The organism is Thiocapsa rosea, from assembly GCF_003634315.1.
GTDB classification, from domain to species: Bacteria; Pseudomonadota; Gammaproteobacteria; order Chromatiales; family Chromatiaceae; genus Thiocapsa; species Thiocapsa rosea.
This window is the reverse complement of sequence record NZ_RBXL01000001.1, coordinates 1385284-1407503: the sequence shown is the minus strand read 5'-3', so window position 1 is coordinate 1407503 and position 22220 is coordinate 1385284. Positions and strand designations below refer to the sequence as shown.

At 64.5% G+C, this 22220-nt stretch carries 22 protein-coding genes; 8 read left to right on the top strand and 14 right to left on the bottom strand.

Going from position 1 to position 22220, the window contains the following annotated elements; translation table 11 throughout:
- Nucleotides 1-39: 39 nt before the first annotated feature.
- A complete protein-coding gene (locus BDD21_RS06470; RefSeq protein WP_120796455.1) occupies nucleotides 40-1140 on the top strand; it encodes an esterase/lipase family protein in 1101 nt (366 codons plus the stop codon).
- Between the two features lie 840 nt (nucleotides 1141-1980).
- The gene (locus BDD21_RS06465; RefSeq protein WP_120799783.1) at nucleotides 1981-3141 is read left to right on the top strand and encodes a Fic family protein; all 1161 of its coding nucleotides are present in this window, start codon (nucleotides 1981-1983) and stop codon (nucleotides 3139-3141) included.
- Between the two features lie 18 nt (nucleotides 3142-3159).
- Here the strand turns inward: BDD21_RS06465 and BDD21_RS06460 are convergent, their stop codons facing one another.
- The 8 genes from BDD21_RS06460 to glgC form a co-directional block, all read right to left on the bottom strand.
- Nucleotides 3160-3777, bottom strand: a complete 618-nt coding sequence (locus BDD21_RS06460; RefSeq protein ID WP_120796454.1) for an EF-hand domain-containing protein — start codon at nucleotides 3775-3777, stop codon at nucleotides 3160-3162.
- Between the two features lie 309 nt (nucleotides 3778-4086).
- On the bottom strand, nucleotides 4087-4854 hold the full coding sequence (locus BDD21_RS06455) for a class I SAM-dependent methyltransferase (protein WP_245969444.1): 768 nt from the start codon (nucleotides 4852-4854) through the stop codon (nucleotides 4087-4089).
- 31 nt (nucleotides 4855-4885) lie between these two features.
- Entirely contained in the window at nucleotides 4886-5695 is an 810-nt protein-coding gene (locus tag BDD21_RS06450) for an ABC transporter permease (protein WP_120796453.1), read from the bottom strand.
- A complete protein-coding gene (locus tag BDD21_RS06445) occupies nucleotides 5692-6411 on the bottom strand; it encodes an ABC transporter ATP-binding protein (protein ID WP_120796452.1) in 720 nt (239 codons plus the stop codon). Before BDD21_RS06445 ends, BDD21_RS06450 begins: the two co-directional genes overlap by 4 nt.
- A gap of 13 nt (nucleotides 6412-6424) precedes the next feature.
- A complete protein-coding gene (gene trmB, locus BDD21_RS06440; protein WP_120796451.1) occupies nucleotides 6425-7126 on the bottom strand; it encodes a tRNA (guanosine(46)-N7)-methyltransferase TrmB in 702 nt (233 codons plus the stop codon).
- 274 nt (nucleotides 7127-7400) lie between these two features.
- Nucleotides 7401-8198: a thiazole synthase gene (locus tag BDD21_RS06435; RefSeq protein WP_120796450.1), complete on the bottom strand. Its 798-nt coding sequence runs from the start codon at nucleotides 8196-8198 to the stop codon at nucleotides 7401-7403.
- Nucleotides 8199-8273: 75 nt separating this feature from the next.
- Nucleotides 8274-8474, bottom strand: coding sequence for a sulfur carrier protein ThiS (gene thiS, locus BDD21_RS06430; protein WP_120796449.1), 201 nt, complete (start codon nucleotides 8472-8474; stop codon nucleotides 8274-8276).
- A gap of 13 nt (nucleotides 8475-8487) precedes the next feature.
- Nucleotides 8488-9759, bottom strand: a complete 1272-nt coding sequence (glgC, locus tag BDD21_RS06425) for a glucose-1-phosphate adenylyltransferase (protein WP_120796448.1) — start codon at nucleotides 9757-9759, stop codon at nucleotides 8488-8490.
- 272 nt (nucleotides 9760-10031) lie between these two features.
- Here glgC and glgB point away from each other — a divergent pair, with 272 nt between their 5' ends.
- The 3 genes from glgB to BDD21_RS06410 all read left to right on the top strand — a co-directional run bounded on the left by glgB (nucleotide 10032) and on the right by BDD21_RS06410 (nucleotide 13457).
- Nucleotides 10032-12314, top strand: a complete 2283-nt coding sequence (gene glgB / locus BDD21_RS06420) for a 1,4-alpha-glucan branching protein GlgB (RefSeq protein WP_120796447.1) — start codon at nucleotides 10032-10034, stop codon at nucleotides 12312-12314.
- Between the two features lie 14 nt (nucleotides 12315-12328).
- A complete protein-coding gene (locus tag BDD21_RS06415) occupies nucleotides 12329-12787 on the top strand; it encodes a YaiI/YqxD family protein (RefSeq protein ID WP_120796446.1) in 459 nt (152 codons plus the stop codon).
- A 97-nt stretch (nucleotides 12788-12884) separates the two neighbouring features.
- A complete protein-coding gene (locus tag BDD21_RS06410; protein WP_120796445.1) occupies nucleotides 12885-13457 on the top strand; it encodes an NnrU family protein in 573 nt (190 codons plus the stop codon).
- Nucleotides 13458-13688: 231 nt separating this feature from the next.
- On the opposite strand, the gene BDD21_RS06405 is transcribed toward BDD21_RS06410, so the two are convergent.
- Nucleotides 13689-13943 (bottom strand): hypothetical protein, encoded by a 255-nt coding sequence (locus BDD21_RS06405; protein WP_120796444.1) that lies wholly within the window; start codon nucleotides 13941-13943, stop codon nucleotides 13689-13691.
- Between the two features lie 50 nt (nucleotides 13944-13993).
- On the bottom strand, nucleotides 13994-14419 hold the full coding sequence (locus BDD21_RS06400) for a hypothetical protein (RefSeq protein ID WP_120799781.1): 426 nt from the start codon (nucleotides 14417-14419) through the stop codon (nucleotides 13994-13996).
- Nucleotides 14420-14659: 240 nt separating this feature from the next.
- Here BDD21_RS06400 and moaE point away from each other — a divergent pair, with 240 nt between their 5' ends.
- Entirely contained in the window at nucleotides 14660-15130 is a 471-nt protein-coding gene (moaE, locus tag BDD21_RS06395) for a molybdopterin synthase catalytic subunit MoaE (RefSeq protein WP_120796443.1), read from the top strand.
- A gap of 330 nt (nucleotides 15131-15460) precedes the next feature.
- On the opposite strand, the gene ureG is transcribed toward moaE, so the two are convergent.
- From ureG to BDD21_RS06375, 4 genes are all read right to left on the bottom strand, one after another.
- The gene (gene ureG, locus BDD21_RS06390; RefSeq protein ID WP_120796442.1) at nucleotides 15461-16075 is read right to left on the bottom strand and encodes an urease accessory protein UreG; all 615 of its coding nucleotides are present in this window, start codon (nucleotides 16073-16075) and stop codon (nucleotides 15461-15463) included.
- A 10-nt stretch (nucleotides 16076-16085) separates the two neighbouring features.
- On the bottom strand, nucleotides 16086-16772 hold the full coding sequence (locus BDD21_RS06385) for an urease accessory protein UreF (RefSeq protein ID WP_120796441.1): 687 nt from the start codon (nucleotides 16770-16772) through the stop codon (nucleotides 16086-16088).
- Nucleotides 16756-17214 carry an urease accessory protein UreE gene (gene ureE / locus BDD21_RS06380; RefSeq protein WP_170164926.1) on the bottom strand — a complete coding sequence of 153 codons (459 nt, stop codon included), beginning with the start codon at nucleotides 17212-17214 and terminating at the stop codon, nucleotides 16756-16758. The genes BDD21_RS06385 and ureE overlap by 17 nt, the downstream gene beginning before the upstream one ends.
- Nucleotides 17215-17496: 282 nt before the next feature.
- Nucleotides 17497-18714, bottom strand: coding sequence for a phosphatase PAP2 family protein (locus BDD21_RS06375; protein WP_120796440.1), 1218 nt, complete (start codon nucleotides 18712-18714; stop codon nucleotides 17497-17499).
- A gap of 324 nt (nucleotides 18715-19038) precedes the next feature.
- On the opposite strand from BDD21_RS06375, the gene mgtE reads away from it, so the two are divergent.
- Both mgtE and BDD21_RS06360 read left to right on the top strand, forming a co-directional pair.
- The gene (gene mgtE, locus BDD21_RS06365) at nucleotides 19039-20451 is read left to right on the top strand and encodes a magnesium transporter (protein WP_120796439.1); all 1413 of its coding nucleotides are present in this window, start codon (nucleotides 19039-19041) and stop codon (nucleotides 20449-20451) included.
- Between the two features lie 132 nt (nucleotides 20452-20583).
- Nucleotides 20584-22218, top strand: coding sequence for a choice-of-anchor I family protein (locus BDD21_RS06360; protein ID WP_120796438.1), 1635 nt, complete (start codon nucleotides 20584-20586; stop codon nucleotides 22216-22218).
- Nucleotides 22219-22220 lie beyond the last annotated feature (2 nt).

The window sequence follows — 22220 nt, the reverse complement described above, 5'->3', positions numbered from 1 at the left end:
GGGTCTCGTTCGGTGATGTCGATAGGAGGATGGTAAGGCATGAACGCGAAATCCGTGCGGTTCCGCCGTCGTCTGATACTGCTCCTGATCCCGATCGGTCTATTGCTTGCGGTCGCGCTCTGGACCTGGTGGGCCGAGGGGCATCCGCGCGAGGAGCGGCGTCTGCGGGTGCTCGTCCACGACAAGCTCGATGCCTGGTTTCCGCAGGCGATGGCACCGCTGGACGGCTGGCATGGCCTCATCCCGCGCATCCAGGTCGTCCCGGACGGGGCCGAGCCTGCCCTGCCGCGGGTCCTGCTCGTCCACGGACTCGACGAGCCCGGCGACATCTGGGACGACCTCATCCCCGTGCTCGGCTCTGCCGGTTTCGAGGTCTGGGAGTTCCGTTACCCCAACGACCAAGGCGTGGACCGCAGCACGGACCTCCTTGCCGCACATTGGCCCGAGCTGCCGTCCGACCGGCCGGTCGTGTTGATCGGGCACAGCATGGGCGGGCTGATCATCCGCGATTTCATCACCCGCTGGCGCAGCCCCGCGGGGGCACCTGCGCCCGTCGAGGGTGCGCCCGTGCACGGCGTCATCCTGGTCGGCACACCCAATCAGGGCTCGGAATGGGCGCGTCTGCGCATCTGGCTGGAGCTGCGCGACCATCTGGCCGCCGGTCCGGAGCGGCGCTTCTCGCTCTTCGCCGGGCTGCGCGACGGCACCGGCGAGGCCAAGATCGACCTGCGACCCGGCAGCGCCTTTCTGGAGGATCTGAATGCGCGGCCTTGGCCCGAATCCGTCCCCGTCCGGCTGATCGGCGGTTTGCTGACGGAACCACCGGCGTCGATGGCCGCGAGTCTCGAAGCCATTTCCGCCGAGATCGGATCGACCGATCTTGCCCCCGATCTCGCCGAGGTGCTCGAAGACTGGTGGTCGAGCCTCGGCGAGGGTCTAGGCGACGGCGTCGTGCCTCTCGACTCGCTGCGGATCCCCGGCGCTCCGCCGCCGGTTCTCGTGCGTGCCTCACATCGCGGGATGATCGCACGTTTGTTCCCGAGCGACCCGGAGCCTGAGGCCATCCCGCACATCGTCACCATCCTCAAGGAGTGGTCCAGGGATGAGCCCCGGGCAAGACGGAAAGCCTACATCCCGTAGGTCGGGTTAGGCGCGCTCGGTGTGAGCTCTCTGGCTCGCTCAGAGGCTTATGCGCGCCGTAATCCGACATGAGGCTGGAGTGTCGGATTACTAATCCGACCTACGCATCATGGTTTCACCTGATTAGTAAGGAGCTTAAGCCACGCGCCGAATCGACGATTCGGGGCGCGCCGGGTAAGTATCAAGCAACCAAAGCCATTGTGGGAGAACATGGCGAGTGGCGTTGCGGCAGTTTGTGTCGAGTGTCGAGCGCCATCGGCGCGTCAGAAGTCAGCCCGGGGCAGCGCCCCGGGTTTCGATCAACCAAAACCAATGAGCCCTGAAAGGGCGGTCTAAAGATCCGCCCTGCCATGGCGTTTGTCACCGTTCGGCGCCTCCCTGAAACGCTCGCCTAAGATCGACACATCAAAGCGTTGGGCCGCCCCTTCAGGGCTAAACTGGATGGGGATCGTTATCCCGGGGCGTTGCCCCGGGCTCGCGTGGTAAGCCCCGTTGGGGCAGCCGGAAACCCCTGGCTTCGAGTCATGGCCATGGCAGGCTCCGCCGGATGGTGGCGCCGAGAGCAGTCTGCGTCGATCGGTGGCGCATTCCGTGAGCCTGGCGGAAGATTCTTTCTAATCAGGTGGTTTCATGGCCGCTCCGGTTGTAACGCCGTCTGTAGGCCGCGATACGGCCGTCGAACCGGACACCACCGACGTCCCGGCGCAGGTTCGAGATGTCTCAACCCAATGTAAAAATGATGAAATGATGGCCAAACCACCGGAACGGAAAGCGGACATCTCAGCGGACATTAGGGCCGACGCGGAGCCGGCCGTCGATCGGGGTGAGTCCGTCGCCCTGATGGAGCCCCTCCTCATCGGCGAAGGTGCGAGGCAACGCGCCGCTTTGTCCGACCTTGCCATCGAGCTGGCAGCGAAGTCGGCCGGCCTTCGACGGAGCCTACCGCCCGGCATCGTTGGCGCCTTGGCCGATCTGGTGCGGTCGATGAACTGCTACTACAGCAACCTGATCGAGGGGCACGACACCCATCCGGTCGACATCGAGCGCGCGCTCAAGGGTGACTACAGCGGCGACCCGGAGAAACGCAACCTCCAACTCGAAGCACAAGCCCATATCGCCGTGCAGGCATGGATCGACGCGGGCGAGCTCGATGATCGTGCCTTTACGGTCGCCGGGTTGTGCGAGCTGAGCAAGCGGTTCGGCGAGCGGCTTCCGGATGAGCTGCTTTGGGTCACCGAGCCCGAGACCAAGGCGCGCATGCGTGTGGTGCCGGGCGCGTTGCGCACTCGTGACGTTCGTGTCGGCCGCCATATCGCCGTCAGTCCGGGCGCCGTCCCGCGCTTCCTCACCCGCTTCGAAGACGCCTACGCCAACCAGGGAGCGACGGGCGCCATCCTGGCTGCGGCGACGGCGCACCACAGACTCTTGTGGATACATCCGTTCCTGGACGGGAACGGTCGGGTTGCGCGCCTCATGTCCTACGCCGTTCTGCGTCGGACCCTGGAGACCGGCGGTCTCTGGTCCGTTGCCCGCGGATTGGCCCGCAACGAGGGCACCTACAAGTCACTGCTTGCCAACTGCGATCTTCCGCGTCGCAACGATCTAGACGGGCGCGGACATCTCAGCGAGGAAGCCCTTGTCGACTTCACGGCCTTCTTCCTGCGAATCTGCATCGACCAAGTCGACTTTATGGATGGCTTGGTTCAGCCCGAGCGACTTCGGGATCGCATCCGGGCTTGGGCGGAAGACGAAATCCGTGCCGAACGCCTGCCTGCAAGGTCGGGAGCCCTTTTGGAGGCGGTACTCTACCGAGGCGAGCTGCCGCGCGGCGATGTTGCCGGACACCTCGGGATCGGAGACCGTCAAGCTCGCCGGATTACCTCCACCCTGTTTGACCGGGAGGTCATCGCGTCGGAAAGCACCCGCGCCCCCCTGAGACTGGCATTCCCCGCCGCCCTCGCACCCCGCTGGATGCCCGGACTCTTCCCCGACCGGCATTGAGCGTGGTCCGATCGCGACTCAGGGCGCCCGCATACCCTGCTGGTGATGCTGCGCCTGAGCGGCGGCAAATTCGTCGGGTGTGATTCGCCCGTCACCGTTCAGATCGATCGCCTCGAACGACGGCGCGTTTGCAAGGTTTCGCATCGGATAGCCCTGCTGAGAGCGCTCTTTTATGCGGTTGGCACGCCCCTCGTAAAACTCCTGCTCGGTCAAAGCGCCGTCGCCGTTCAAATCGAATTCGGCGAAGGCGGGCATGTTTCGCCTCATGCCTGCGCCGGGTCCCATCCCTATGCCCGGTCCCATACCCCCACCGGGCCGTCCCTGCATTCGGGATTGCTGAACCGTTGCGAACTCCTCCGGCGTCAGCCGCCCGTCGCCGTTCAGGTCGAATTCCGAAAAGGCCGGTGCATTGGCCGCCCCACGCATCGGCGCTCCCTGAGCGGCACGCTCAGCCATGTGCTGAGCCCGCGCGGTATCGAACTCCACCTCGGTCACGATCCCGTCGCCGTCGAGATCGAACGCCGAGAAGGTCATTGGGCCGCGCGGCGGCGCAGGTTGCTGGGCGAGTGCCAAGGGCGCGGCGAATGCCGCCGCGACCGTCACTGCCATGATGGATCTACGCATCGTCGTCTTCATGGAAACCTCCGTGGTTCGATCGGGTGAGGGTCCGCGTCGGTATCGGCGTGACCCGCTCACTTCCAAACCGCGTCCAGAGCGAGATGCTCACTTTCGAGTGGGCTCGACGTTTGGTGCATCCACGGCCCTTAGCGTAGACGCGGTTTAAAATCATATTTTTAATCTCTTAAACCGCGCCGTCTCCAGCGGCCGTCAAAGCTGCCGGGGCCGATCCCATCCAAAAACATCGCATACCGCACTGGGCGCGGTTTAATCCTTATTGAAGCACCTGAAGGTGCAGAGAGTGTGAAAACGCAGCGGTGCCGGACGTCAGGCGTCAACCTTTCGAAAGAGCACGAAATAATTCAAACGCAGCTTGATCGGCTCGTCGATCAGCTTGAAACCGGCCTGCTCCACCTCGGCGATCACCTCCTCCCGACCGGCCCGCACGTGCCCCAGGATCCAGCGATTGCTCACCCCCGGCTCACGCCTGAAGTCGATGATCGCCAGTATCCCGCCGGGCACGAGCGCCGCGCGGATCGAGTCGAGCATGGCGCGCGGATACTCGAAGTGGTGATAGGTATCCGAGGTGAACACCAGATCCACACTCCCGGGCGGCAGCTCGGTGCTCTTCTGTTGGCTGAGCACCGGGAGCACATTGCCGAGGCCCGCCTGCGCCGCGCGAGCCGCGATCGCCGTGACGAAGCTCTCCGAGATATCCACCGCGAAGACCCGTCCGGTCGGACCGGCCGCCTCGGCAAACAGCATCGTGTAGAGCCCCGAGCCGGCCCCCACGTCCGCGATCCGCATGCCGGGTCGGACCTTCAGCGCCTCCAGGATCTCGAAACGCCGATCGTAGACCTCCCGCCCGTCGCTCTCGAAGATGTCGCGCCACCGGTCATGATCGGCCCCGTGATAGTAGGCGTTCATGTCCGGGCCGACGGCGGGGGCCTCGGCGTATGCGCTTAGGTGGCCGAGGAGAATCAGCGGAAGGAGGAGGATCGGGAGAGAGCGGGGTAAGGACATGCGGGCGACTCCGTTGGATATGGCCGCGTTCAGATCGCCGGCCCCTTCGATGACGTTGCGTTGTATGGACAAGCGCAGCTCGATCCGCCAGCGCCGGCAGCGCTCAACTCGACCGGTTCGCCGCGGCGAGCCGGTCGAGACGCAGCCGCTGGCGGTCGTCGAACAGACGGCGCGAGCCGATCCAGACGGCGGCCATCGAGCCGAGTCCGGTGCCGGCGGCGATGAGGAACATGATGAGGAGCTGGTATTTGGCGGCTTCCATCGGCGGGCTGCCGGCGAGGATCTGGCCGGTCATCATGCCGGGGAGGCTGACCAGGCCGGCGGTGGCCATGGCGTTGATGATGGGGATCAGGCCGGAGCGCAGGGCGTCGCGACGCACCTCCTCGATGGCGTCGTCCCAGGTGCCGCCGGCGAGCAGGCGTGCCTCGATGCGTCCGCGCGCATCCCAGGCCTGGCGGGTCAGGCTGTCGAGCGCGATGGCGATCCCGCTCATGGTGTTGCCGAGCAGCATGCCGAGCAGCGGGATCAGATACTGCGGCTGATACCAGGGTTCGACCCCGATGATGACCGTCAGGGCGAGCAGTGTGACGGTGAAGGCCGAGAGGAACATCGAGAGTGCGCCGATCCCGTAACCCCAGACGCCGCGGTACCGGCGCTTCTGGCGCTGCATCACCTCGTAACCGGCCACCGAGAGCATCACCAGGGCCATCAGCCCGATCAACGGCAGGCTGGTCTGGGCGAAGAGCACCTTCAGCACCAACCCGACGAGCATGAGCTGGACCGTGCTGCGCGCCGCCGCGATCAGGACTCGCCGCTCGATCCCGAGGCGCAGCCGCCAGGACATGGCGGCGAGCAGGAGGACCAGGATGGAGGCCAGTCCCAGATCGAAGGGGCTTAGATAAATGAGGGTCACGCTTCGGGCTCCAGACGCTCGCTGCGGATGACCAGCGAGCGCCCGCCGATCCGGCGGCGTTGCTCCGGGTCGTGACTGACCCAGAGTACGGCCGCACCTTGCGTCGTGCGATAGGTCTCGACGACGGATTCCACGCGTGCGCCGTTGCTCGGATCCAGGTTGGCGGTGGCCTCGTCGAGCAGCAGCGCCTCGGGTGTTTGTGCGAGCAGGCGCACCAGCGCCAGGCGTTGACGCTCGCCGGTCGAGAGGCGCGTCACCGACCAGGCGAGGACGTCGGGTGCGAAGCCGAGGTGGACCAGCCAGTCGGTGATGGTCGAGGGGTCCGGCAGGGCAGGGTGGTTCGAGACGCGTCCGGGCGGGCGACGAAAGGGTTTGGGCAGACGCAGGATGGCCGGGCGAAGCGTTGGCGTGGCCTGATCCGCATGCGTGCTCAGGGTGACCGGCAGATGCTCCCCGACGGTCTCGGCCCACCAGAAGGCTTCCGCAGGGAGAAGACCGACCCGCCGACGCCAGGTCGCGGGGGCGATGCCCGAGCGTGGCTCCTCGCCGAGCCAGACCTCGCCCTCGTGCGGATCCAGGTCGGCGACGGCGCGCAGCAGAAGGCTCTTGCCCGAGCCGGACGGGCCCGACACGAAGACCAGCTCGCCAGCAGCGACCGTGAGATCGAGCGGCCCGAGTGCGCGCGATCGGATCCCGTCGAGTCTGAGTCCGGACATCGGCGCCCCGGTCTCAGCGCCGGCGAAACATCAGGTCGCGGACCCGATGGCCGAGACGCTCGCCGCGTTGCTCGAAGCGGGTGAGCGGACGTGATGTCGGGCGGGGCGAGAAGCCGCCGAGTCCGGCGAGATTCTCGAAGGGTTCCGAGGACGCTTCCAAGATCTCCAGCATCTGCTCGGCGTAGGGCTCCCAATCGGTCGCCGCGTGAAAGACACCGCCCGGGCGCAGGGCGTGCGCGAGGAGCCCGATCAGCTCGGGCGTCAGGATGCGACGCTTGTGATGGCGGCGCTTCGGCCAGGGGTCGGGGAAGAAGAGCTGAACGCGGTCCAGGCTGCCGGGCACGATGCCTCGGGCGAGGACCTCGACCGCGTCGTGCCGAATCAGCCTCAGATTGGTCAACCCGCGCCGCTCGATCTCGAGCAGCAGGTGCCCGACACCGGGGCGATGGACCTCGATCCCCAGCCAATTGCGCTGCGGATCTTGCTCGGCCATCTCGGCGAGCGAATCGCCGTTGCCGAACCCGATCTCGAGGACGACGGGGTGCGCGTTGCCGAAGAGCCCCGCGAGGTCGATGGGCGCGGGCTGCGTCCAATCCACTCCGTAGAGGGGCCAAAGGTCTCGAAAGGCCCGCTCCTGCGCGGAGGTCAAACGACCTTCGCGCAGGACGAAGCTCCGGATGGGGCGCAGGAATTTGGGTGTCGTCTCGGCCGTCATGAGGTCTCTACAACTGGCCTCTCGGCCGTACATCACTCGACCGCTTCCGCGGCCGGCGCGCCCTGGGGCGATTTCCGTGAAGAGGCATCCCGACTTCGCATGCCCGGAAGATGTGTAGGGGCGAATCAATTCGCCCCTACACGCAGGTACTTCCTTTCCCGGAGATCATCGAACCAGTGGATTCAACAATTCTGAACCGCGTCCGGCACGAACCTCGCCCGTAGCCTGCGACGCCAGCCCCACAACGACCATCCCATTCCGCTCGAGACGCGGTTCAGAAGAACAGCCCTTCGATCGGCGAGGACGCCGAGGCGAACCGCTTCGGCGCCATGCGCCCGGCCAGGTACGCCTCGCGCCCCGCCTCGATACCCTTGCGCATGGCGCTGGCCATCAGGATGGGGTCGCGTGCCGCGGCGATCGCGGTGTTCATCAGCACGCCGTCGCAGCCGAGCTCCATCGCCACGGCGGCATCGGAAGCCGTGCCGACACCCGCGTCGACCAGGATCGGGACATGGGCGTTCTCGACGATGGTGCGGATGTTGAGCGGATTGCGGATGCCGAGACCCGATCCGATCGGGGCGGCCAACGGCATGACGGCGATGCAGCCGATCTCTTCGAGCTGCCGGGCGACGATCGGGTCGTCGTTGGTGTAGACCATGACCTGGAAGCCGTCCTTGACCAGCTCCTCGGCGGCCTTGAGCGTGGCGATCACATCCGGGAAGAGTGTCTTCTCGTCGCCGAGGACCTCGAGCTTGACCAGGGTGTGACCGTCCAGCAGTTCGCGCGCCAGCCGGCAGGTGCGCACGGCGGTCTCGACATCGTAGCAGCCTGCGGTATTGGGCAGAATGGTGTAGCGCTCGGGCGGCAGGATGTCGAGGATGTTCGGCTCGCCCGGGGTTTGACCGAGGTTGGTGCGCCGCACCGCGACCGTGACGATCTCGGCGCCGCTCGCCTCGATGGCACGCGCGGTCTCCGCCATGTCTTTGTATTTTCCGGTGCCGACGAGGAGTCGGGAGCTGTACTCGCGTCCGGCGAGGGTGAAGCGATCGGATGCGGCTGTCTCTGTGGGCATGGATGTCGTGGCCAAGAAAGAAAGATTCAGGATCGTTTCAGGATAAAGGATTCGGGGCAGGACCCCCAAGTCGGGTCATCCGCCGCCGACGGCGTGGATGATCTCGACCTGATCCTGCGGGGCGAGCCTGTGCTCGGAGAAACGGCTGCGCGGGACCAGCTCGGCGTTGACCTCGACGGCCAAGCGGCGGGTGCCGAGCTCGAGCTGCTCGATCAGCTCGGCCATGGTGAGTGCGTCGGCCACCTCGGTGGCGGCGCCGTTCAGGATGATCTGCATTCGGACGAGGCCCTCAACGGACGTGGTTGGCGTCTTGGCCGAGCATCTCGGGCGTGACGAGTGTGACGCCGCCCTCGCTGACGTAAAAACCCGCTTTGCGATCCGCTTCCTGATCGAGGCCGATCACGGTTCCCTCGTCGATTTGGCAATAGCGATCGATCACCGCATTGCGGATCGTGCAGTTGCGCCCGATCACCACATCCGGAAGGATGACGGAATCCTTGACATAGGCGTAGGAATTCACGCGTACATTCGAGAACAACAAGGAATGCCGCACGGTGGACCCGGAGATGATGCAGCCGCCCGAGACCATGGAGTCGACCGCCATACCGCGTCGATCTTCGTCGTCGAACACGAACTTCGCCGGCGGCAATTGCTCTTGATAGGTCCAAATCGGCCAGCTCTTGTCATAGAGGCTCAGGGGTGGTGTGACGCCGATCAGCTCTAGGTTTGCCTCCCAAAAGGCGTCGAGCGTACCGACATCCCGCCAATAAGCCTGCTCGCCGCTGCGCGGGTCGCGGAAGGTGTGCGCCATGACGCGATAGTGTTTGATGACGGAGGGGATAATGTCCTTGCCGAAGTCATGCGAGGAGCGCGGGGTGTCGGCATCCTTGATCAGCTGTTCGAACAGGAAGCCGCGATTGAAGACATAGATGCCCATCGAAACGAGGCTCTTGCTCGGCGACCCGGGAATGGATTCCGGTTCCTTCGGCTTTTCGGAGAACTGCAGGACGCGGCCCTCGTCGTTGACCGACATGACGCCGAAGTCACTGGCGCGCTCGGTCTCCATCTCGAGGCATCCGACCGTCATATCCGCGCCGGATTCGACGTGATAGGCAATCATGGCGCCGTAATCCATCTTGTAGATGTGATCGCCGGCAAGCACGAGGATGTAGTCCGGATTGTGGTCGCGAATGATGTCGAGGTTTTGGAAGACCGCGTCCGCTGTACCCGCATACCAGGCGGTTTCCGCAACACGCTGCTGTGCGGGCCATAATTCGACGAATTCGCCGAATTCGCCGCGCAGAAACCCCCAGCCTTTCTGGATATGTAGAATCAGTGAATGCGCCTTGTATTGCGTCAAGACGCCGATACGGCGGATCCCCGAATTGATGCAGTTCGAAAGCGGGAAATCCACGATCCGGAATTTACCGCCGAAGGGCACGGCCGGCTTGGATCTCCAGGCCGTCAGGTGCATCAGGCGCGAGCCCCGTCCTCCGGCCAAGATCAGCGCCAGGGTATTTCGGGTCAGGCGGCTGACGAACCGGGGATTCGTTTGGGGCATAAGTCCTCCTGTAGTCGTCTAGACGAAGGCATAAGAGTAGTCCCCCTTATGTTAACATCAAGCCGGTACGAAGCGTCGGCGCGCTGCCCAGCGGTCGGGTGATCCCCTCGCCGCGCCTCGGGCCGTCGATTCCGACGAGACCCCCGAACCTGTCCGCCCATCTGCTGCCGACCCGCAGATTCAGGGCGTGGCGCCGCGATATCGAACGGTTTCCGCGACAGCGCCGATCACAGGCGACATCGAGAAGCCGACAGCGAAGGAATTACTTCAGAATGGCAACCGCGACACAGCAAGCCCCCAAGGTTCCGGAACCCTTGCAGCGCATCATCGAGGCGCGCCACCACGACCCGTTCGAGGTCCTCGGCCGACACCTCGAGGGCGACCGGGCAGTGGTCCGCGTGTTCCTGCCGGGCGCCGAGTCGGCCATCTTGGTCGAGGCGTCCGAGCCCTTCGCGCGGATCGAGGGGACGGATTTCTTCATCTGGGAGGGCACGGCGTCCAAGGTTCCCGAGCGTTACCGCATCGACTGGATCGATGCCTCCGGCGAGCATCACGTCCATCATGATCCCTACTGCTTTCCCCCCCAGCTCGCGGATTTCGATCTGCACCTCTTCGGCGAAGGCCGACACTGGCACGCTTACCGGTTCTTGGGCTCGCATCTGACCGATGTCGAGGGCGTGTCGGGCGTGCAGTTCTCGGTCTGGGCGCCGAGCGCCGAGCGCGTGAGTGTCGTCGGAGACTTCAACCAATGGGACGGGCGCGCTCACCCGATGCGTGTGCGCGGCGGCACGGGTGTTTGGGAGCTGTTTATCCCCGGGATCGGACAAGGCGGGTTCTACAAGTACGAGATCCGCGATCGCGCGACCAACATCCACGTCAAGATCGATCCCTACGCGCAGGCCTTTCAGGAGCGCCCGCAAACGGCCGGTTTCATCTGCCCGGAAAGCCGTTTCCGTTGGGCCGATCAGGATTGGCTGGCTGCCCGAGCCGAATCGGATTGGCAGCATGGGCCTTTCTCCGTTTACGAGGTCCATCTGGGATCCTGGCAACGCGGTGCGGATGGCGAGTTTCTCAATTATCGGGTGCTTGCAGAGCAGCTCGCGGACTATGTGACCGAGCTTGGCTTTACCCATATCGAGCTCCTTCCCATCACCGAGCACCCCTTAGACGCCTCTTGGGGTTATCAATGCACCGGTTATTTTGCGCCGAGTGCCCGTTTCGGCTCGCCGGACGACTTCCGCTTTTTCGTCGATTATCTGCATCGCCGCGGTATCGGTGTGCTGCTCGACTGGGTGCCCGCCCATTTTCCCAAGGACGCCTATGCCTTGGCGCGCTTCGACGGCACGGCCCTCTACGAGCATGCCGATCCGCGCATGGGCGAGCACAAGGATTGGGGAACCCTCATCTTCAATTTCGGCCGCAACGAGGTGAAGAACTTCCTGTTGTCGAGCGCGCTCTATTGGCTCGACGAGTTCCATCTGGACGGGTTACGCGTCGATGCTGTCGCCTCCATGCTGTATCTCGATTATTCGCGCAATGCCGGTGAATGGATCCCGAACAAATACGGCGGCAACGAAAACCTCGAAGCCGTCGATTTCATCCGCCAACTCAATACCGTGACGCACGAGCAGCACCCGGGTACGCTCATGATCGCCGAGGAATCCACCGCCTGGCCGGCGGTCTCGCGTCCGACCTATCTCGGCGGTCTCGGCTTCAGCATGAAATGGAATATGGGTTGGATGCACGACACCCTGTCCTACATGCAAAAGGATCCCATCTATCGTCATTATCATCACGATCTGCTGACGTTCGGTCTTCTCTATGCCTTTACGGAGAATTTCGTGCTGCCCTTCTCGCACGACGAGGTGGTGCACGGAAAGAAGTCCATGCTGGATAAGATGCCCGGTGACGCCTGGCAGAAGTTCGCGAGTCTGCGTCTGCTCTACACCTTCATGTTCAGCTACCCGGGCAAGAAGCTGTTGTTTCAGGGCTGCGAATTCGCACACGGCGCGGAATGGGACTTCGACGCGGCGATGGATTGGGAGCTGCTCGCGCGTCCGCAGCACGAAGGCATCAAGCAGATCGTCTCGGACCTCAACCGCCTCTATCGGGAGCAGCCTGCGCTGCATGAGGTCGACTTCGACAGCACGGGGTTCGAGTGGATCGATTGTCACGACAGCTCGCAATCCGTTTTGAGTTATCTGCGCAAGGACATCTCCGGTCAGCAGATCGTGGCCGCTGCATTCAACTTCACCCCCGTGCCGCGCACCAACTATCGCATCGGTGTCCCCGAGCCCGGCTTCTATCGCGAGGCACTGAATTCGGACGCCGAGCTCTACGGCGGCAGCAACGTCGGCAACCAGGGCGGTGTCGAGGCTGAACCGGTGAGCTGGATGGGGCGCCCTTATTCCATCCCGATCGCCCTGCCTCCGCTCGCCGGACTCATCCTGGTGCATGAGCCGATGTCCGCCGACGCGGTCAAAAGCGAGGCCGAAGGCGCGATCACCGATGCCGAGCAGCCGACCGCAGCGCCCGTTGCGGCCGAGGCGAGCTGACGGGGCCGAGACAGGTGGAGATCTGGGTCGACGCCGACGCCTGTCCGAATGCCGTGAAGGAGATCCTCTTTCGCGTCTCGGAACGGCTCGGTGTTGCTGTGACGCTGGTGGCGAACGGGCCGGTGAGCACGCCGCCCTCGCCCTTGGTGCGCTCGGTGCGGGTCTCCGCGGGGTTCGACGTCGCCGACAACGAGATCCTGAATCGACTCGCCGCCGGCGATCTGGTCATCACCGCGGATATCCCGCTCGCGGCCGAGGTCATCGAGCGTGGCGGCCAAGCCCTGAACCCCCGCGGCGAGCTCTACACCAAGGATACGATTCGCGAGCGCCTGACGATGCGCGACTTCATGGATACCCTTCGCGGCAGCGGCATCAACACAGGCGGGCCTCCCGCCTTCGGGGCGCGCGATCGGCAGGCGTTTGCGAACGCCTTGGACAGTCTTCTCGCGAAATCCAAACCGCGTCCGGCGTAATCTGCGGGGTTTCGAGTGCGAGGGAGTTCGCCGCGTCCTACGATCTCGGTGAGGCGCGGTTTGGATGATTTTTCAATGCTTGTGGAGGAATCCTCGGATGGCAGTACTCGTCCTCGGTTTGATCCTGTTTCTCGGTATTCACTCGGTGTCCATCATCAATAGCCAATGGCGTACCGACCTGGTCGCGCGATTCGGCGAGATTCCATGGAAAGCCGTGTACGGGCTCCTCGCCCTGGTCGGGTTTTATTTGATCGTCTCGGGATACGGGGCCACCCGTCTATCGCCGGTCATCATCTACGAGCCGGCAGTCTGGATGCGTCACATCAGCCTGCTGTTGATGCTGCCGGTCTTTCCGCTCCTGCTTGCGGCCTATCTTCCGGGTCGGATCCAGTCCGCGACCAAGCATCCGATGTTGCTCGCGGTGAAGATCTGGGCGACGGCGCACCTGCTCGCGAACGGCACGGCCGCCGACATCCTGCTGTTCGGGACCTTCCTTGCTTGGGCGGTGGCCGACCGGATCTCGCTCAAGCATCGCACGACCCCGACCGTCTACGGAGCACCGCCCAGCCAGGTGAACGACGCCATCGTCATCATCGGCGGGATCGGGCTCTACCTGCTCTTCATGTTCTGGCTGCACAAGTTGCTGATGGGCGTTGCACCGATCGGGTGAGCGGTTTAAACCGCGCCCGGTGCGGTATGCGTCATGTGTTGGAGTGGATTGGACGCGCCAGCTCCGACGACTGCCGGAGCTGGCGCGGTTTAAAGTGTTGAAAAAATTAAAACTTAAACCGCGTCGCACCGAGATCGAGGATATCTCCAAAGCCAAACGCAACGCGAAAATGACGCATATCGCTCTGGACGCGGTTTAGGAGCCGCGGTTCCGGGGTTCGCCCAAGACGCTTCAGGGCCGCTCGTCCAGGACCGAGAAGCTCACGAAGGTGGCGATCAGGATGAAGGTTGCGACACAGCCCGGGCTCGGGCAGAGCAGCATCAGGACGGCGGCGCCGCTCCAGACGAAGAGGCAGAGTGTGCGACGCGCCCGGTGGGCCGGCGTGGCCTTGCGGCTTTGGAAGGCAACGTAGTCGGAGCGCCCGCTGCACAGCCAATCGATGGCTCGGTGCGGCCACCCGGCGATTTGCGAGAGAAACCGATGCATGCTCGATGGATTTATCGCGAGGCGCTTCGGCGCCTCGCGATTCGCACCGATCAGAATTTGGTCACGACGACGTTGACACCGTCTTCTTGGCCCAGGTCGAAGGTGTTGTCGCTCAGCTTTGCGACCGTGCCGATGACCTCGACAACAACGGCGGGATCGCTCCCTGCGTTGATGACGAGACCATTACCCGAACCATCGTCGATCACGAGGGTCGCGGCATCCGGTCGGGTGATCGAGATACCCTCGGCGGGCGAGACGATGGTCAGGTCCGCGTTCAGGAAGCGCACGGACAGCGCGGAAGGATCGCGATTGGCCTCGACGAAGGCGTCGGCCGCGTCGACCGCGCCGGTCTTGACCTTTTCGACTAGACCCGCGGCCGCCGCTTTCGCCTTGCCCGCGATCTCCCGTGCATTCTCGCTCGTGGCGGCCTCTTTGACCGCAGCCACCGCTTTGTCGAGTTGCTCTTTCCAGTTCATCGTCGTTTCCTCTTGTGGATGGTTGTGCAAAACAGGGACTTGGAGGACGACATCGGGCATGATTCGTCCCTGAGTGGGTCTTCCTCGGCGGGCGTTTCGACACCCGGGTCGGAGGGAAAGCCGGCGAGATCCGAGGCCGAACGCTCGCACTCGAAAGTATAGGATCCCCCTGATTTCTTTGCCGAGCGGACCGGGCAGACCGGGGGCGAACCCCGGACACCAGCGTCGGAGGAACCGAACATGCAACGCATTCGAGTCCAACGCGACCTCTTCGACATCGCGGAGGAGCAAAAAATTCTCTCCCGCGACAAGCCGCAGGTCGGCGCCGTCGTGACCTTCGTCGGTTTGATGCGCGACATCAACGAGGGTGCCGAGGTCGTCGCCATGACCCTGGAGCACTATCCTGGGATGACCGAGAAGGCACTCGTTGCCATCGCCGAGGAGGCCGCTCGGCGCTGGGATCTGGAGGACATCAGCATCCTGCATCGCGTCGGCGAGCTCGCGCCGCAGGATCCGATCGTCTTCGTGGGCGTGAGCAGCCGACACCGTGGCGAAGCCTTTCGCGCCTGCGAGTTTCTGATCGACTATCTCAAGACCCGTGCACCCTTCTGGAAGAAGGAGCGGACGGCGCAGGGCGAGCGGTGGGTCGATGCGCGCGGGACGGATGACGACGCGGCGCGGCGCTGGGTGGATGGATCGACCGACTTGTAGGGGCGAATTCATTTAGCGCCCCTACGCCCTTCCTGGCATGCGCAGTCGGGACCCTTCTTCCCTGACGTCAACCTAACCCGGCAGAGCCGGAACCAAGAAAAGAGGTCGAAAGGTCCGCTCGTTGTCGTTGTCGTTGTCGTTGTCGTTGTCGTAATCGGATTCCGGACGAACACGACAACGACAACGAGAATTCCGCGACGGTTTGCACAAGACGCGCGGCGTGAGGGACTGATCTATTTTTTAATCTCTTAAACCGCGCCGACTCCGGCGGTCGTTAAGTCTGCCGGGCCGATCTCATCCAAACACATCGCATACCGCGGCGGGCGCGGTTTAAGCCCCGAGCATCCCCTGATGCTCGATGAAGTCGAGGATCGTCTCCAGCCCCTGACCGGTGCGCAGATTCGTGAAGACGAACGGCCGCTCCCCGCGCATGCGTTTGGAGTCGCGCTCCATCACCTCCAGCGATGCCCCCACGTAGGGCGCTAGGTCGATCTTGTTGATGACCAGGAGATCCGAGCGGGTGATGCCTGGCCCGCCCTTGCGCGGGATCTTCTCGCCTTCGGCCACGTCGATGACATAGATGGTCAGATCCGCCAGCTCGGGGCTGAAGGTCGCGGCGAGGTTGTCGCCGCCGCTTTCGATGAAGACCAGATCCAGGTCCGGGAAGCGGATCTGCAGATCCTCCACGGCGGCCAGATTCATCGAGGCGTCCTCGCGAATGGCGGTGTGCGGACAGCCGCCGGTCTCTACGCCGACGATGCGCTCGGCGGGCAGTGCCTGCGAGCGGATCAGGAACTCGGCGTCTTCACGGGTGTAGATGTCGTTGGTGACCACCGCCAGCTGATAGCGGTCTCGCAGCGCCTTGCAGAGCGCGTCCAGCAGCGCCGTCTTGCCGGAGCCGACGGGACCGCCGACCCCGATGCGCAGGGGTGTTGCATCGACCATGGTGTCTCCTTCAGGAACGAAACAAGCGAGTGTATTGGGTCTCGTGGGCGGAGCTTGCGATCGCCAGGGCCGGAGTCGAGGCGCCGATCTCCTCGTCCGCGACCTCCAGGGCCGCGCCGACCGTGCTCGGGATAAGCGTTGCCAGGCGCGCCAGCGCCTGTTGGCCGCGCGTCTGGCCCAAAGGGACGAGCTTGATCCCGGCCAGAACAAGATTCTCGAGCCAGCTCCAGGCATAGCCCGTTGCCGCGTCGCGCGGCTCGATCCGCCATGAGCCCGCGGCGAAGGCGAAGCCGGCGGCTTGACTGCGCGCGAGCTGCGGCTTCCAGGCGAGTGCGTCTTCGAGCCCCCAGGCGATGAGCAGATCGGCGAGCGCGCGTCCGCGATCGGTTTCCTCGCGCCGCAGCTCGGCGGTTTCGCGTCCGGCCAAGAGCCGATCGACCCAACCGGCCATCACCGCTTGATCGCGATCGAGCGCCGCGGCCTGCATCCGCACCAAGAGCGGAAGGTCCAGATACCGAAGGCTGCCCCCGATCTGATCGGCCATCCAGCCTTCCAAGTCGTCGGCATCGCGGATCCAACCGGTCTCGACCGCCCATTCGATGCCCTGGGAGTAGGTGAAGCCGCCGACAGGCAGCGACGGGCTGACCAGGTGCATCAGGCGCAGCAGAGGCAGCGCCCCGTCAGTGCTCGTGGACATGGCCCGAATGATCCGCGCCCTGACCGCCATAGGCCCCGGCCTCCGGCTCGAAGCCGGCATCCACGAGCCTGACCTCGAGCCCGAGACCGCGCACCATCTCGTCGAGGACCTGATCCTGTCGGTAGCTGAGTCGCCCCGGCTCGATCTGCAAAGGCACATGCCGGTTGCCGAGGTGGTAACAAGCGCGTGCGAGCAGCAGGGGATCCGCGCTCTCGACGCGCGAGAGGTGCTCCGGCGCCGCGATGATGCGCGCGACCAGACCGTCCTCGGCGATCAATCCGTCCCCGTGATTCAGCACGGTGCCCCGGGGCAGAAAGAGTCCGGCCTCCCGGCCGTCGTCGAGCATGACGCGCAGCCGACAGCGGGTGCGTTGCTCCAGCGTAAGTGTCAGGGTCACGTCCGCCGGGATGTGTGCGGTGGTCGTGCGGTTGAAGCGGATCAAGGGTTCGGATTGCGGCACGGCTTCGCCCCCGGTTGTGCACAAGACTGCGGTCCTAAACCGCGCCAAGCGCGGTATGCGTACTGTGTTGAAATGGCTTGGCCGCGCCAGCTCCGGCGGCTGCCGGAGCTGGCGCGGTTTAAGTCATTGAAAAAAATAAAATTCTAAACCGCGTCGCCGCTAAGGGCCGTGGATGCAACCAACGTCGAACTCACGCGAAAGTGAGCATATCGCTCTGGACGCGGTTTAGCAGGTGGCTGTCGATCACTGTGCGCACATTGCCGATCAGTGTTCGACCCGGATCACCTTGCCATCGGCCGTCTGCAGGTCGAGCTCGGGGAGCGGATCCTGCGAGGGATGGACCCGGATGTCTCCCGAGTCGATCCGGACCTCGACCCGATCCCAATCGTTCGCGACGATCCCCATGACGACCTTGGTGTCCTTCTCCGTGAAGATCCCCTGATGGCTGAGCCGGTAGGTCAGCACCCGGTGGTCGCCGGTCAGCTCCGGCTCGACCTTGCTCCAGGGTAAGCCGAAGCCACGCGCCTCCAACCGAATCTCGGCCGTGCGGTGCGTACCGCCCGGCCAGAAGAGGATCACGTATGCCTGATCGGCGACCAGGCGCAAGACTCGGGGAGACGGATCGAAGTCCCCCGGCCGAACCCATTGGATCTGTACGTTCTTCAACGGCGTCGCCAACAGCACCGCCCCGATCATCAAGACCGCGACAAGCGCGTAGAGCGCCGCCGTCAGCTTGGGGCGTCGCAACTCGGGCATCGGCGACAGGGGTGACGCCGCCTCGACGGCCTCGCGCCTCGGGATGCGCAGGACGAAATAATAGAGCCCCCAGGCAATCCCGTAGGCGATGACCCCGGACCAGATGACGTCCGAGAGGAAGTGGTCCCCCGCCGCCATCCGCCCGATTCCGAGCAGCGTGCCGAAGGCGAGCGAGCCCGCCAGCGCCGTCCAGGCGAGCGCCGGTCTGCGTCTGCGCCAGATGATGAAGAAGACGCCGAGCATGTAGCCGATGGAGCTGTGCCCGCACGGGAAGGACTTGCCGTCCCCGTGCTCGGAGATCGCGAGCGGCGGGACATAGGCGCGGGTCCCGCCGAGCTGCTCGATCTGGTGCGGTCGCGGCCGACCCCAGTTGTCCTTGAAGACACCGTTGACGATGAGGCCGGGTCCGAGGATGGTCGCGGCGATGAGCAGGATCGCGTAACAGCGCAGCCGCCTGAACGACTGCCAGACCGCGCCGGCGCCGAGGACAAGCAGGCCGCCGAGCATGACGAAGCCGGTCAGAAGCGGCGAGGCGACATAGAGAAAGGACCACAGCTGGGCTTGGGCCTCGTACCAGGGGTCGTCGGCCTCCGGATGATAAAAGAGCGCGGCGGCCTGGATATCCAGGTCGGTCAGCCAAAAGGGCAGGGTCCCGGCCAGGGCGATCAGGACTAAGGCGATGCCTTGCGGGAGCCAATCCCGGTGCGCTGCGGTGGTTTGCGGCATGGGTTGTCTCGGCGGTGCTCAGTCCAGGTGCTTCAGCCAAACATGAAAAACCCGGATGCGCAGCCGCGCGAGCGCCGGCAGGTCGGCGATCAGATCCGCTCCCGTGCGGCACTCGACGTGCAACTCGGACATTGAGAACCCTCGTTCCTTCACGCGTGATTCGGACCGGTCCCGCGACGGCAATCGCGCCCGATCATCCCGAGACCTTCGATGCGGCATCATAACCCGGTCGGATTTGATTTGATCCGCCGGTGTTGCCACACTCGCCGGCTTTCGAGCCTTCGAAACGCCGCTCAGCACTCCTGCGCCGGGACCGCCTCAGCCATGACAGAGACCACCGAAGCGCTTCGGCTGCGATGGACCCGCGGCCGACCGGGCGAGACACTCGACGTGAACCGCCCACTGGTCAAGGTCATCGGGCGCATGATCAAGGCGGGCGAGCGCGACGAGATTCGCCGTCTGCTGCGAACCTGGCACCCGCAAGACATCGTCGAGCTGCTCGTACAGCTTCCCCTGAAGCGCGCTCGCAAACTGTTTTTGGTCTTGCCGCCCGGCCCCGCCGCAAAGGTGATCGCCGGGCTCAACAACGATTTTCGCAGCGCCCTGCTCGAAGACGCCACGATCGAGCGTCTCGCCGAGATCCTCGACGGCCGGGATGCCGAGGACGTGGTTCATGTGCTGACCGAGCTTCCCGACGAGGTCCAGGAGCGGCTCATCCCGCACCTGCGCGAGGCCGACGCCATCCGCGAGCTCAAGGCGTATCAGGAGGATTCGGCCGGCAGTATCATGACCCGCAAGCTGGTTGCGGTGCCGCCGGACTGGAGCGTGGGGCAGGTCGTGGCCGAGGTGCGTCGTCGCGCCGATCTGATCAAAAAACTCTCGGCGGTCTATGTCGTGGATGCGGACCGCAAGCTCCTCGGCTATTTGAAGCTGCGAGATCTGCTGCTGCGCCCCAGCGACATCCCGGTGGAGCAGGTCATGCGCACCGATCTCGTCTCGGTCAGCTCTGAAATGGATCAGGAAGAGGTCGTGCGGGTGACCACGGAGAACGACCTCATCACGGTGCCCGTGGTGGATGCCGAAGGTCGGCTGCTCGGGCGCATCACCGCCGACGAGCTGCAGCGTGTGGTCCGCGACGAGGCCGAGGAGGACGTGCGTCTGCTCAGCGGTGTCTCGCCCGACGCACGCCCCAACGATCCGGTGCTCGGCATCGTCAAGAACCGGCTGCCTTGGCTGCTCGCGGGGTTGGTCGGCGCGCTCGTCTCGGGCAGCGTCATCAGCTCCTACGAGGCGGAGATCGCCACGGCGGCCATCCTCGCGAGCTTCATCCCGATCGTGATGTCGATGGCCGGCAACGCCGGTATTCAGGCCGCGACGGTCGCCATCCAGGGCCTTGCCGCCGGCACCCTCTGGATTGGCGATCTGCCCTGGCGTCTCGTCAAGGAGATGCTCGCGGCCTTGCTGAACGGGTCGATCGCCGCGCTGATCCTCGCCGGGATCGTGCTCGTCGTGGGGCCCTTGGTGGGCGTTGCGGAACCGATACGCTTGGCGTTGACCGCAGGTGTGGCCTTGACCATCGTCACACTGCTCGCCGTGACCATGGGCGCGGCCGTACCGCTGATCCTCAATCACTTTCGAATTGATCCGGCGATGGCCACGGGGATCTTCATCACCACCGGCAACGATATCATTGCGGTCCTGGTGTTCTTCCTGGTGGCGTCGCTGTTCTATCTCTGAGTACCTTCGCGGTGATCGGCGTCCGGCTCGCGGCACGCAGCCGCGTATCGCCGAATCGTCATCGCACTGACCCTGAACGGTCATGCCTGATCCCGATAATCGTGGATTTTCACCCACGAGGATCTCCGTCTCATGACGTTTCCGACCGTCTCTCGACTTACCGCAGGCTGCGCCCTGGGGCTCGTTATCGCCACTCCTGCCCTAGCGGGCCCCCACCTACCCCTTCCTACGATCGCCATCGCGCCGCTCGGCACCTATTCAACCGGCGTATTCGGCGAATCCGCGGCCGAGATCGTGGCCCACGACCCCAAGACGCAGCGTCTGTTCGTCGTCAATGCGCAGAGCGGCAACGTGGATGTGCTCGACATCCGCACCCCCTCCGCCCCGCAGCTCTTGTTCAGCGTGGGCCTCGACGGGATCGTCAACAGCGTGGCTGTCCACAAGGGGTTGATCGTCGCCGCGGTCGAGGCGGATCCCAAAACGGATCCGGGCAAGGCGGTGTTCTTCAATGCCGACGGGAAGGTTCTCGCGTCCGTCGAGGTCGGCGCGCTGCCGGACATGGTGACCTTCACGCCGGACGGAAAGCGGGTGCTGGTGGCCAACGAGGGCGAGCCGAGCGACGATTACACGGTCGATCCGGAGGGCTCGGTCAGCATCATCGATCTGCCGCGCAACATTCGCAACCTCGCACAGGCCGACGTACGCACGGCCGATTTCCGCGCATTCAACGACGCGAAGCTCGACCCCTCCGTGCGAGTCTTCGGTCCGAACGCAAGCGTCGCGCAAGACCTCGAGCCCGAGTACATCACGGTCGACAAGGACTCCAAGACCGCCTGGGTGTCGCTCCAGGAGAACAACGCCGTCGCCGTGCTGGACATCAAGTCCGGAGCATTCACCGCCATTCACGGTCTCGGTTTCAAGGACCACCTCTTGGCGGGCAACGAGCTAGATGCGAGCGACCGCGACGAGGGCATCAATATCGCCAACTGGCCGATCCTGGGCATGTATATGCCCGACTCGATCGCGAGCTACGAGCACCGCGGGCGGACCTACATCGTCAGCGCCAACGAGGGGGACGCCCGCGACTATGCCGGCTTCAGCGAGGAGTCGCGCTTCCGGGCGCTCTCCGGAGCGACCCCGATCTGTGCCGACTCGCCCCGCCTTCAGGCGTTCTTGGCCAACAATCCGATGGGGGTCACCGATCTTGCCGGGCTGCGCGAGAACATCAATCTGGGACGACTCACGGTGACCACCGCAACCGGACTGCGCGATGACGGAAGTTGCTACGAGGACATCTATGCCTTCGGTGCCCGCTCCTTTTCGATCTGGAGCGCCGACCTGACGCAGGTCTACGACAGCGGTGCGGATTTCGAGCGTATCACCGCCGACATCTATCCCGAGAACTTCAATTCCAACCACGTCGCGAACGCCTTCGACGACCGCAGCGACAACAAGGGACCCGAGCCCGAGGGCGTGACCGTAGCCAAGCTGTGGGGGCGCACCTATGCCTTCATCGGCTTGGAGCGCATCGGCGGCGTCATGGTCTACGACGTGACCAACCCCTATGCACCGAGCTTCGTTCAATACCTCAACAACCGCGATTTCAGTGCCGAACCGGGCACGCCTGAGGCGGGCGATCTGGGTGCCGAGGGGCTGACGGTCATCGAGGCGTCGAAGAGCCCGATCCGAGGGGTGCCCTTGTTGGTCGTCGCCAACGAGGTGAGCGGTACGACCACACTGTTCCGCATCGAGCGGGTCCGGCGGTAAGG